The sequence below is a fragment of the Clostridium simiarum genome, assembly GCF_018919175.1.
In the GTDB taxonomy this organism is placed as follows: domain Bacteria; phylum Bacillota; class Clostridia; order Clostridiales; family Clostridiaceae; genus Clostridium_L; species Clostridium_L simiarum.
Genome location: NZ_JAHLQL010000008.1, coordinates 93413 through 105667, shown reverse-complemented (window position 1 = coordinate 105667; position 12255 = coordinate 93413). Strand labels below are relative to the sequence as shown.

At 27.1% G+C, this 12255-nt stretch carries 8 protein-coding genes and 3 CRISPR repeat arrays; of the genes, 6 read left to right on the top strand and 2 right to left on the bottom strand.

All coding sequences use genetic code 11. The features are described from left to right. Positions 1 to 129: 129 nt before the first annotated feature. Positions 130 to 291 carry a hypothetical protein gene (locus KQI89_RS16340; protein WP_216458017.1) on the bottom strand — a complete coding sequence of 54 codons (162 nt, stop codon included), beginning with the start codon at positions 289 to 291 and terminating at the stop codon, positions 130 to 132. A gap of 699 nt (positions 292 to 990) precedes the next feature. After that, positions 991 to 1674: direct repeats of the CRISPR family, unit length 30 nt; unit sequence GTTGAACCTTAACATAGGATGTATTTAAAT. A 376-nt stretch (positions 1675 to 2050) separates the two neighbouring features. After that, a complete protein-coding gene (locus tag KQI89_RS16335; RefSeq protein WP_216457990.1) occupies positions 2051 to 2152 on the bottom strand; it encodes a putative holin-like toxin in 102 nt (33 codons plus the stop codon). A gap of 629 nt (positions 2153 to 2781) precedes the next feature. Continuing rightward, positions 2782 to 3205: a CRISPR direct-repeat array (repeat unit 30 nt). Positions 3206 to 3770: 565 nt separating this feature from the next. Next, positions 3771 to 4201: a CRISPR direct-repeat array (repeat unit 30 nt; unit sequence GTTGAACCTTAACATAGGATGTATTTAAAT). Positions 4202 to 4776: 575 nt separating this feature from the next. On the opposite strand from KQI89_RS16335, the gene cas6 reads away from it, so the two are divergent. The 6 genes from cas6 (at position 4777) to cas4 (ending at position 12249) form a co-directional block, all read left to right on the top strand. Next, on the top strand, positions 4777 to 5469 hold the full coding sequence (gene cas6, locus KQI89_RS16330; RefSeq protein WP_216457989.1) for a CRISPR-associated endoribonuclease Cas6: 693 nt from the start codon (positions 4777 to 4779) through the stop codon (positions 5467 to 5469). A gap of 12 nt (positions 5470 to 5481) precedes the next feature. Further along, a complete protein-coding gene (gene cas8b / locus KQI89_RS16325; RefSeq protein ID WP_216457988.1) occupies positions 5482 to 7227 on the top strand; it encodes a type I-B CRISPR-associated protein Cas8b/Csh1 in 1746 nt (581 codons plus the stop codon). Next, positions 7217 to 8161 carry a type I CRISPR-associated protein Cas7 gene (locus tag KQI89_RS16320; RefSeq protein ID WP_216457987.1) on the top strand — a complete coding sequence of 315 codons (945 nt, stop codon included), beginning with the start codon at positions 7217 to 7219 and terminating at the stop codon, positions 8159 to 8161. Before cas8b ends, KQI89_RS16320 begins: the two co-directional genes overlap by 11 nt. Positions 8162 to 8164: 3 nt before the next feature. After that, positions 8165 to 8908 (top strand): type I-B CRISPR-associated protein Cas5b, encoded by a 744-nt coding sequence (cas5b, locus tag KQI89_RS16315; protein WP_216457986.1) that lies wholly within the window; start codon positions 8165 to 8167, stop codon positions 8906 to 8908. A 231-nt stretch (positions 8909 to 9139) separates the two neighbouring features. Next, the gene (gene cas3, locus KQI89_RS16310) at positions 9140 to 11728 is read left to right on the top strand and encodes a CRISPR-associated helicase Cas3' (protein ID WP_216457985.1); all 2589 of its coding nucleotides are present in this window, start codon (positions 9140 to 9142) and stop codon (positions 11726 to 11728) included. Positions 11729 to 11754: 26 nt separating this feature from the next. Next, positions 11755 to 12249 carry a CRISPR-associated protein Cas4 gene (gene cas4 / locus KQI89_RS16305; protein WP_216457984.1) on the top strand — a complete coding sequence of 165 codons (495 nt, stop codon included), beginning with the start codon at positions 11755 to 11757 and terminating at the stop codon, positions 12247 to 12249. Positions 12250 to 12255 lie beyond the last annotated feature (6 nt).

Below are 12255 nucleotides of genomic sequence, written 5' to 3'. Positions count from 1 at the left end.
AAGTTTATAAGAGTCCTATAATAAGAAAAGCTTAGTGCGTCAACACTAAGCAATCCTTAGAACATTTATTTTGTTTTAGGGCTATTGGATTTTAACTATATTATTTGCTTAGTTAAGTAGAGAGAAGCACTAATCTTTGCGGGATGGGTGCTTTTTCTCTTTGCCATCAACTTCTATGTGGATACCAAGAAACTTTATCTTGATAATTAACTTAGAAACAAAAAGATTATGTTTTAAAACTAATTTAATAATATAAATAGTAGCAAAACTTTTTATAATCAATTCTAGCATATCCAATACCACCCCCTTAGCTATAGTGAAATAATTCACCAATAGCCCAGGAGGATAAAATATTCAAAACCCCCGCAGCCATCCATCTACGGTTAACAAATTATACTTGGGTATTATATCATACGCACTATTTAAAATCTATGACTTCGCAAATGGAATTTCTACCCAACAGTGAATGTTAATAAGCCTTTTCTTTTATATAAGGAATTTCATTTTCTTATCAAAATTAATGAGTAATATTGAATATATTTAGCTCCTGACAAATTAGATGTATTTAAATGGTGTTTCACCACCATTAAGGGCGACCGATAATAGAGTTGAGTCACTTACTCTTCGAGTACTCCTTCCATAAAGAGAGAAGGAGTTTCATTTTCTAATCAAAATTAATAAATCTATTCAGCTCCTGCCAAAGTAATCGAAAAAGTCTCACCCTCCCCTTCTAGCTTCCTAATCTTTTTAACTTCTAATAGCCAACCCCTCCTACTAAAACATCATTCTAAAAACCTTCAATCTAACATTATTTTTTCCAACCTCCCCTTAAACAAAAACTGCTTTAAACCATTTAAATCCCAAGGTTTAAAGGGTGTTTTTTATCAACTTTTGAAAAAACACAAATCGGTTGGAAAAATTTTAAACAAACCCTTTATCTTCAATAGGTTAAAGGATATAATGAAATTAGAGAATGGCTTAACTGCAGTGGTTGAACCTTAACATAGGATGTATTTAAATAGTTCTTCAGTAAGTGGATTCCAATTCTTAAGTTGCGTTGAACCTTAACATAGGATGTATTTAAATATATTTCCATGCCACAACAAACGTTAATTGCTGTGTTGAACCTTAACATAGGATGTATTTAAATGCAAGTATCTTTAATCTATTGGCAGCTACGTCATAGTGTTGAACCTTAACATAAGATGTATTTAAATTAAAATGATCGAAAGAGACGGAATGGCTACGCTTGAATTGAACCTTAACATAAGATGTATTTAAATTTAAGCAGCTAATAGATCTCTCTTTGTCTTTCTTAATTGAACCTTAACATAAGATGTATTTAAATTACTTAAAACCTTTGGAAGTATAATATTCTATTACATTGAACCTTAACATAAGATGTATTTAAATTAATGACTTCTTGCTGTTACTCCAGGGTTGGCAGTATTGAACCTTAACATAAGATGTATTTAAATACGTTTAAGGGATTTGCATTTCTATTGAAACTATCATTGAACCTTAACATAAGATGTATTTAAATAACCTCTATAATAATCTTCTTGAGAATATTTTGGCTATTGAACCTTAACATAAGATGTATTTAAATAATTAACAACTAAACTTTTATCTAATTTACTTTCTGTTGAACCTTAACATATGATGTATTTAAATACTTGAAAAATTATAGATTGGCTGGATTATATACGTTGAATCCTAGACAAGTGACTTAGGTTTTCTTTAGAACTACTAATATTACTAGCTTTAAGAGTAGTTATAGTATTCTAAATACTATAATTACCTAAATTTATATAAAAATATGTGTTTATTATTATATAAATTTTGATATAATAATATTAAGGAAACTTCACAGCCAAGCTCAGGAGTTCATAATTCTAAAAAAGTTTATAATAATTCTAGTAAGAAATGCAGAAAATAAAAATAGGGTGTTGGTAGCACCCTATAGTATACAATTCCAGTTATTTAGGCAACTGGTATCACTAGAATTTCTTCATTTAAAAATAGTAGCAACCAATTGCGGTAGGGGCTACTATTTTTTTGATATTTTATCTATAAGTAACACTACAAATGTTAATAGTGCAATTAAAAATAATCCACCAGTAAATAGTAACATCAAAATGTCATTACTCAAATGTATCACCTCCCTTCAAAAGGGATGAATGATACCAGTAGCCCACATTCAACTATTAAATTGTACTCAAAAATTATAACACAGGCTTTATGATAATTCTATAATTTATTCTTCTGATCATCATTCTTGAATAGATGATGATGGGTTCCATAAAAATGAAGTTCGAAAGGCAATAACCTTGCTGTGTAATAAAGGATAAATCTATAATTTGATATAATCATGTTAATATAAACAATCCTTAGAACAAAGGCAGATAACCCAATCACTTACTGATCCAAGGTAGTAAGTAAAAGCTCCTCTACGGTGAAGTAAAACTTTCAATCCTGCATATACATCATCTATAAAAAATTTATTTTTATCTTAAAACTTAATCATAAAATTTAATGTACATAGAGATCCTCTTATTAAGAATCTCAATTCTAAGAACCCATTATTCTTCACTTAATATTATATTTTTCCAACCTCCCCTTAAACAAAAACCGCTTTAAACCATTGATACTACAGGATTTAAACTGTGTCTTCTATCAAATTTTCTAAAAGCACAAATCGGTTGGAAAAATTTTAAACAAACCCTTTATTTTCAACAGGTTAAAGGATATAATAAAATTAAAGAATGGCTTAACTACAGTGGTTGAACCTTAACATATGATGTATTTAAATCTTAACGTTTTTGCCATTTAAAACAACCCCTTTTTTGTTGAACCTTAACATATGATGTATTTAAATCTTTAGACATTTTATCCATATCATCACTATTACCACGTTGAACCTTAACATATGATGTATTTAAATGCCCCCCAACCTATAAAACTACTAAAGAAGTTTTGTTGAACCTTAACATATGATGTATTTAAATTTTACCCAAGGATCTATAGCTTTTCCATTTTGCTCTGTTGAACCTTAACATATGATGTATTTAAATACTTTACCAAGTTTTTTATTTATATATTCTTTATAGTTGAACCCTAACATAGGATGTATTTAAATTAGATGTTATTTCAGGCTGTATAGCCAGTTCTCTATGTTGAATCTTAACATGAGATGTATTTAAGCAGAGAACCCAAATCTGCGATTTGGTGTGAATCGCTTACTCCTTCGCCAAAGAGAGAAGGAGTTTCATTTTCTTATTAAAAATCTATTGATGAATCTATAAATTGAACCCTAACATAGGATGTATTTAAATGTATATCCATACGGAACAATACCGCCCATCCATTTAGTTAAACCTCAACATATGATGTATTTAAATTGCCTTGAACAAATTTTAATATTTCTAATAAAGTCCGTTGAACTTTAACATATGATGTATTTAGCTCTGCCAAAATAATTGAAAAAACTCTCAATCTCCCCTCCCCTTCCAATTTCACTAATCTCATCAATTCCTAATAACCAAAGCCTCCTACTAGAATATCATTCTAAAAACCTTCAATTTAGTATCATATTTTTCCAACCTCCCCTTAAATGAAAACCGCTTTAAACCATTGATGCTACAGGATTTAAACTGTATCTTCTATGAAATTTTCTAAAAGCACAAATCGGTTGGAAAAATTTTAAACAAACCCTTTATTTTCAATACTTTAAAGGCTATAATGAAAATAAGGAATGGCTTAACTGCAGTGGTTGAACCTTAACATAGGATGTATTTAAATAACAAAAATTCTACTTCTTCAAATTTTCCTTCTCTAAGTTGAACCTTAACATAGGATGTATTTAAATGATATATATAATACAACTGGTGAATTATTTAATGAACGTTGAACCTTAACATAGGATGTATTTAAATTGGTACTATTTAGATACTCTTTTAGATTTACAACTCTGTTGAACCTTAACATAGGATGTATTTAAATATGAGTCTTCTACCGATTTTACCCAATTATTCACTGTTGAACCTTAACATAGGATGTATTTAAATAAGAAATAGAGAATTAATTACTGAACTTGTAAAGAATGTTGAACCTTAACATATGATGTATTTAAATGCATAAGCTCTGCCTACTTGATACCATACATTATTCCGTTGAACCCTAACATATGATGTATTTAAGCAGAGAATCCAAATCTATGATTTGGTGTGAATCGCTTACTCCTTCGATGAAAAGAGAAGGAGTTTCATTTCCCTATTAAAAATCAATTACTAAATCTATAGTTGAACCCTAACATGAGATGTATTTAAGCAGAGAACCAAGATTTAAAATCTTGTGTGAGTCCCTTACCCTTCGAGTACCTCTTCGATAAAGATAGGAGGAGTTTCACTATCCTATCAAAATCAATGTGAATCCATAGTTGAACCTTAAAAATCTAGAAAAAGCACCTCTTAAAGCTTTTAATTTCAAAAGCTTTAAGAGGTATTTATATTTATAACAAAATTTAAGCTATATAAAATAGTTTTATTTTTGTAGAGAAACTGTGAAATAAATGTAAATTATGTAGAAATAATTATAATTTTAGGAAAATCATTGATTTCTTACAATAATATGTATTATAATCTAGTCATAGCATGTGGATGCATTTAAATGTGGTTAATATTAAAATTTATGTATTTATGAACCGTAACATTTAATGTTGTAGAACAGTTAATACCAGTAGTAAATATTAAAATTTATAATAATGGAGGTGAATTAATGAAAGTTTATGAATTAACATTAAAAATATTTCTTATTAAAGACTTACCGCTAGATCAAGCTTACGAAGAATTATCAGAATTAATTGACAAATCATTATGTAAGGATACAGAATTATTAGCTTTACATAATGAAAATAGGTATAAATATTATACTTTTTCATTGCCATACAAACTTGAAGAAGACAAAATATACAAAGCAGGAAACATATACTCAGTAAAAATAAGAACTATTGACGAGAAAATCCTAAGAAATTTTAAAACTCAATTGGTTAATATGTATACATCAATTATCAAAGCATTAACTGTTGAAATAAAAGTTATTCCTAAAAAACACATTTCAACTCTTTACTCAATAACACCAATAATTATAAAGACAGATAAAGGATATTGGAAAGGAAACTTATCACTGGATCAATATGAAAAAAGAATAAAAGAAAATCTTATAAAGAAATATAATCAATTCTTTGATGAAAAAATTAATGAAAATTTTCCACTATATAATTTTATAAGGTTTGATAACAAAAAACCTATTGGAATAAAGTACAAAAATATAACCTTATTAGGTGACAAAATCACATTAAATATATCTGATGATGAAATATCACAGAACATTGCGTATTTAGCATTAGGTGCTGGCCTTGGTGAAATGTGTCCAAGGGGTATGGGATTCTTGAATTACAAATGGATGTAAGGGGGTGAGTGAATGCTTCAAGATGCAATTAAAACTTTCAAGAAGATATATGATAAAAATGGAGAAAATTTTATAACTAATTCCTATATTCCCTCTGATGGAGATTATGTAATATTAGCTCCAGATGAAGATACATTTAAGGAATTAGATTTAGTGAAGATAAAGCAAAATAAAAAGACAAAAGAAATTGATAGAAGTAGTGAGCATTTTGATTTTATTTGTAATGCTGACTATTTAAGTAAGCTTATAGATATGAATAAACCAATAGACGGTAACAAAATAATACACAGTAATAATTATTTTAGTTTTTTTGTGAAAAAGGACAATATAAACAACGGAAAACTCAATGATGAGTTAATAGAATCTTATTATGAAATCTTAAAAAATCCTGAAATAAAATACTCTAAAGACAAAGAAAAACTTAGATTATATAAAGAGATAGAAGATAAGTATGGCAAAGTTGACTCAGTACTTATAGAAAATATAAAAAGCTGGATTAAGGAAAATATCAAAAACTATGTTGATGAAAATAGTACTGATAAATCATATTTAAAGTTCTTTTTTAAATATGATTTAGAAGAATACAAAAAGGAAAATGAGAAATATTTAATAGCAAATATATTTAACAGTGTAGATTTTAATGTAAAAATAGGTGAAAAAACCTATGGCCTTCCTAATGACAATATGGGCTTAAATTCTAAAAAACCATACTTAGAAAACAAATCTAGAAAAACTAAAGTTCCTTACTTAACATCACTAGATGAAGTGTTGCTACAAAAGAAGTTTTTTGACTATCTTTTAAATCAAGTTTCTATGGGAAAAACAAATATTTATATAGATAATGAACAAATTAAAGCTCTAAGCGATGAAGAATCAATAAGTACCGATTTTAATGGTATATATTTAAGAATAAAAAAAGGAAAAGAAGTAGAAATACATGACTTTGATACAATAAATAATTATAAAGCTAATATAAAACCTATAATTCTAAAAAATATAGTAGATGTAGATTTAAATAAAAGCGAACTTAATTATAACGTAAAAATAAATACCTTAGATGAAACTAAAAAGCTAATAAATCAAGTATTATTTAGTAAGTTTTTAACTTCTAATTATTTCACAGATTCAAAGGATATGAGAATAAATGATAATAATTTAAAAAGAAATTTATTACTTTCTAGAGGAGCACTATTTAATTGGTTTTATAAAGGAAACGATTTCAGCGCATGGAAGGTACTTAACGAAAGTAGTTTAAGTTTAATAAAAGGCTCTATAAATAATGGATATATATTTAAAGCAGGAGAACAGTTTAATTTAAGATTTGCTTTAAAAAAATATTTTGGAGGAGAAGAAAATATGGCTGATATATTAGTAGAAATTAAATCATCATTACGAAATAAGATTTCTCAAGATGATACACCATCAATAGATAATGATAAAGAATATTATTTTGCAGTAGGGCAACTTACAAATTATTTTATATCATTAAATAAATCTTCTAAAAAGGTTCATTCATTGGCTAATCCTATTATAAATGCTAAGAATGATGAAAGAATAAAAATGGAATTTAGAAGAATGTTTAAAAAATATAATTATACTATTTCAAGAGGACGAAAACGTGTTGATAATCTTATGGCTATGGTGTCCTCATATGTTCCAGAAAGCAAAATAGATGAGGATTTAATAATGGCAGGATATCTTCATAGTAGCTTAATATATGAAAAATCAAATAAGGAGGAAAATAAAAATGAAGAGTAGAGTTTATGGAGTTTTAGGTATAGTTTCAAGAATGAGCAATTGGAATGCTGATTTTACAGGATATCCAAAGACAACTTCCTCAGGTGAAGTTTTTGGTAGTGATAAGGCATTTAAATATCCTATGAAAAAAATGTGGGACGAGCAAGGTAAAAAGGTTTTATATATAAAATCTATGAGATTACAAGAAGGTAAAAAAGGAGAAGTTGAGCTTATTCCAAGGTCTTTAAAGGAAAGATATGAACATATTTTTCAAGGTGAAGATTTAAAAAACACTAAAGATAGCAAAAAGGTTTTAGAAAACTTATTTTCAGCCATAGATGTAAAAAACTTTGGAGCTACTTTTGCAGAAGAGGGAAATAATATATCAATAACAGGGGCGGTTCAAATTGGACAAGGATTCAATAAATATTCAGATACAAATGCAGATGAGCAACAAATATTATCCCCTTTTAGAGATCCAAAAAAGAAAAAGGAAGATGATGATGAAGCAAAGTCTTCAACATTAGGAACAAAAATAGTTAGTGATGAGGCACATTATTTTTATCCATTTACAATAAATCCTCAGGCCTATGATGGATTTAAGGAGTTAGAGGTTACTGAAGGATACACTGAAGAAGACTATAAAAACTTTAAGGAAGCTTCCATGGTTGCAGCTACATCTTTTTCAACAAATGCAAAAATAGGTTGTGAAAATGAATTTGCCCTGTTTGTAGAAACAGATAGAGATTTATATTTACCAGACTTATCTCAACATGTTGTATTTGAAAAATGCGATGATAAAGGAAATATAATAATAAAGTGCAAAAGTTTATTTAAAGATTTAAAAGAGAGAATAAAATCCATAGAAATTTATTATAATCCCTACACAACAATTATAAAAAAGGATATAGAAAACGCAAAGTACTTTAACATATTTACAAAAGAAGAGGTATAGGAAATGGATGCTTTAAAATTTACATTGAAAGGAAAGACTGCATTTTTTAAAAAACCTGATGTTAACACATATTTTTATTTTACCTATGGAAATATTCATAAAATAGCAATACTAGGTATATTAGGGTCTATATTAGGGCTAAAAGGCTATAATGACCAAACTGAAAATCATATATATCCTGAATTTTATGAAAAACTTAAAGATATAGAAATAGGAATAGTTCCACTAAATCACCAAGGATATATTCCTAAGAAAATTCAAACCTTTAATAATTCAGTTGGCTATGCCTCAAAAGAACAAGGTGGAAATTTAATTGTTAAAGAACAGTGGCTTGAAGATCCTAGCTGGGAAATCTATATTCTTTTAAAAGGAGATCTAGAAAATCAACTAAAAGATAATATTTTAAATTACAATTTTAAATTCATTCCTTACTTAGGGAAAAATGATCATATAGCTATTATAGAAAATGTGGAGTTACTAAAAGATGTTAAAAAAATAGATAAGCTTAAAAAGATTGATAGTTTAGCTATTAAAAATTATTTTTCTTTCATGGATGATAGCCTTGATTTTGATGAAGAAGATGAATCAGAAGATATGTTTAAATATGAAGAAATGCTTCCTATGTCCTTAGAAGAAACTACAAATAAATATGAACTTAAACCGTTTATTTACACTAATTTATCAATTGAAAACTCATCTTATGACTTAATATATGAGTGTAATGATAAAAACATATTTTTCTTTTAGAGGGTTCATCCCTCTATTTTTATCCCATGACTACCCGTTCTAATACTCCCCTTTTCTTCAAAGTGGGAATTAAAGAGCGGTTACGTCCCTGGATAAGGATTTCTAAGTTTTAGAGGGGGTAAAATCCCCCTCTAAAGGCAAGAACTCTGTTTATATAAAAGTTAATAATTAAGAGATCCTTCTAGGGAAGTAATTAAATTATTATTATAAAAAATATAGGAGAGTAGATATATGTACTTTGATAATATAGAAAAATTTCAAGTAGACAAATATATAAAAAATAGCGAAAACATATACGCACATAAAACTGAAGATAATTCTGAACTTGAAACTTTAAAGGAACACTTGGATCTTTCAGAAGAATATTTATATAAACTAGTTAAAGCTAAAAATTTAGATAATGTATTATTAAACTTTCAAAATCTTTTATTTAATGAAGAATGTGAAGAAGGAATAGAACTTTTTAAAGAAATGATGCTTAATGTAATTTACATGCACGACATAGGAAAAATTAATTGCTGTTTTCAATACAAGAAGATGGGTAATGATTTTTTTAAGAATTATGAAGGATTAGATTTTAATTATTCAAACCATTCAATGTTATCTTCTCTTATTTATATCAATTATTATTTTAGAAGAATAAAAGCTCTGGAAGAAACAACCTCTAATATAAAAGATAAATTAAGATTCTTTATGATGATAAATTCATACGTAATATCAAAGCATCATGGTTCCTTAGATTCTTTTAGTGAATATCAAGAGAAACTTTTAAATGATGATGGTGAAGGCACAAGGCTTTACACTGATCAATTAAGTATATTTAACTCCTCTTATGATGATGACTTAATATTTGAAAAAAAGCCTAAGATAATGAAAAAACTCTTTCAATTAGTAAATAGTTACTTAGATAAAGAAATAAATGAGAGGAGCAAAAAAATTTATCTTTACATATATGAGAGGTTTTTAACTTCTTTATTACTTGGATGTGACTATTATTCAACATCACAATTTATGAATAACTTAGAGATTAATGATTTTGGACAACTATCAGATATAAATGAATTTTATGATGTGTTAAAGAAAACTGACATATATAAGGGAATAAGACAATATGAAAAGGAAAGCTATCTGAAAAAACATAGTTTTGTAGGCGTAAAAGATATTAATATTCTTAGAAATGAAATGTTTTTGGATGCAGAAAAAACATTAGAGAAAAACATTCTAAGCAATATATATTACTTAGAAGCACCCACAGGCAGTGGAAAGAGTAACGTAGCATTAAATTTAAGCTTTAAGTTAATAGAAAAAGATAATCTTTTAAACAAAATATTTAATGTGTACCCCTTTAATACATTAGTTGAACAAAATATCGCTAATCTAGAAAAGGTATTTGGTTTTGATAAAAAGTTATTTAATGAGATAGCCGTGATAAATTCATTAGTTCCAATAAAAGAAGTAATAAAAAATCAAAGTAAAGCTGAAAAAAATGAAGAGATCAACTATAATGCATCATTACTTAATAATCAGTTTTTAAATTATCCTATAGTGCTAACAACCCATGTTAGTATATTTAATTATTTATTCGGAACCTCTAAAGAAGATTTATTTCCACTTATTCAACTGGCAAATAGTGTGATTATCTTAGACGAGATACAGAGCTATAAAAATAACATATGGAAAGAAATAATTATGTTTTTAAACTGCTATGCAGAAATTTTAAATATAAAAATCATAATTATGTCTGCAACATTACCGGATTTAAACAAACTTATAGATTCTTGCAACACTAATACAACAAATTTAATTATAGATAGAGATAAATACTTTAAAAACTCTATATTTAAAGATAGAGTTTTGATAGATTTTTCTCTTTTAGAAAAAGGCTCTACTGCTTATGAAGCATTAAAAAATCATGTTGTAAATACTGCAAAAAATACTGAAAATAATGTACTTATTGAATTTATAAACAAAAAACGTGCTTTAGAGTTCTTTAATGATTTAATTGATGATTTAGATGGTGAAAAGACAATTCTGCTTATAACTGGAGATGACAATAGTATAGAAAGAAATGAAATAATAAATAGAGTAAAGAAGGAAAAAAATATTGTACTAGTAGCTACCCAAGTAATTGAAGCTGGTGTAGATATAGATATGGATATAGGTTATAAAGATATCTCCATGTTAGATAGCGATGAACAATTTTTAGGTAGGATAAATAGATCCTGTAAAAAACCTAAATGTACTGTATACTTTTTTGATTTAGATTCAGCTTCTAGTATTTACAAAGGAGACTATAGAAAAGAAAAAAGTTTAACTCTTAAATCAAGTAGCATAAGAGATGTTTTAATAAAAAAGAATTTTCAAGAATACTATAATATGGTTCTTAAAAGAATTAATGACGAAAGCTCAAAGTTTAATGAAAATAATATAGAGGCCTTTATAAATGACAAAATAGGCAAGTTAAATTTCTTAGAAGTACAGAAAAAAATGAAACTTATAGATGATGACAAAAATGAAGTAACAGTATTTTTATGTAGAGATATAGAACTAGAAAATGGAGAAATCTTAAATGGTAAAGATGTATGGAATCATTATAAAAATCTACTTAAAAATAGTGAACTAGATTATGCTGAAAAGAAAGTAAAGCTTTCAAAAGTAACAAGTAATCTCAATTATTTTGTATATAAAGTTACAAGTAGAGATTTTACTCATAATGACAGATTAGGTGAGATGTACTGTATAGATGAAGGAGAAAAATATTTTACTAATGGTAAGTTTGACAGAGAAAATTTTAATATAGGTGCATCAGATTTTATATAAAATCTATAAGAAAAAAAGGAGGACTTATGAGAGTAAATGGTACATTAATAAATTATTATTTTCACTGCAAGAGACAGTGCTGGCTTCATGGAAACAGAATAAATTTAGAAGATAACAGTGAAGAAGTGAAGATAGGAAAAGCCATACATGAAGTTAAAAGCCAGAATTCTACTAATTCAGAAATATCAATAGAAAATATTAAAATAGATAAGTTGACTAAGGATTATTTAGTAGAGGTAAAAAAATCAGATGCAGATGTTGAAGCAGCTAAATGGCAGTTACTTTTATATTTAAAAATACTAAAAGAAAAAGGAATAGAGAGAACTGGAAAGTTAGAATTTGTTGAGAAAAACAAAAGCAAAAATAAAACTTTAATTGTAAATTTAACAGAAGATAACTCTAGAGAACTTGATATTATAATATCAAAAATAGAACTTCTTTTAGAAGAATTAGAGGTACCAGATATAATAAATGAACCTAAATGCAAAAAATGTGCCTATTACGAATATTGTTATATTTAGGAGGAA

Excerpts from the sequence above, each read along its gene's own strand:
- cas4 (WP_216457984.1), top strand. The coding sequence starts at position 11,755 with ATGAGAGTAAATGGTACATTAATAAATTATTATTTTCACTGCAAGAGA.
- cas5b (WP_216457986.1), top strand. The coding sequence starts at position 8,165 with ATGGATGCTTTAAAATTTACATTGAAAGGAAAGACTGCATTTTTTAAA.
- KQI89_RS16320 (WP_216457987.1), top strand. The coding sequence starts at position 7,217 with ATGAAGAGTAGAGTTTATGGAGTTTTAGGTATAGTTTCAAGAATGAGC.
- KQI89_RS16340 (WP_216458017.1), bottom strand. The coding sequence starts at position 291 with ATGCTAGAATTGATTATAAAAAGTTTTGCTACTATTTATATTATTAAA.
- cas6 (WP_216457989.1), top strand. The coding sequence starts at position 4,777 with ATGAAAGTTTATGAATTAACATTAAAAATATTTCTTATTAAAGACTTA.
- cas8b (WP_216457988.1), top strand. The coding sequence starts at position 5,482 with ATGCTTCAAGATGCAATTAAAACTTTCAAGAAGATATATGATAAAAAT.
- cas3 (WP_216457985.1), top strand. The coding sequence starts at position 9,140 with ATGTACTTTGATAATATAGAAAAATTTCAAGTAGACAAATATATAAAA.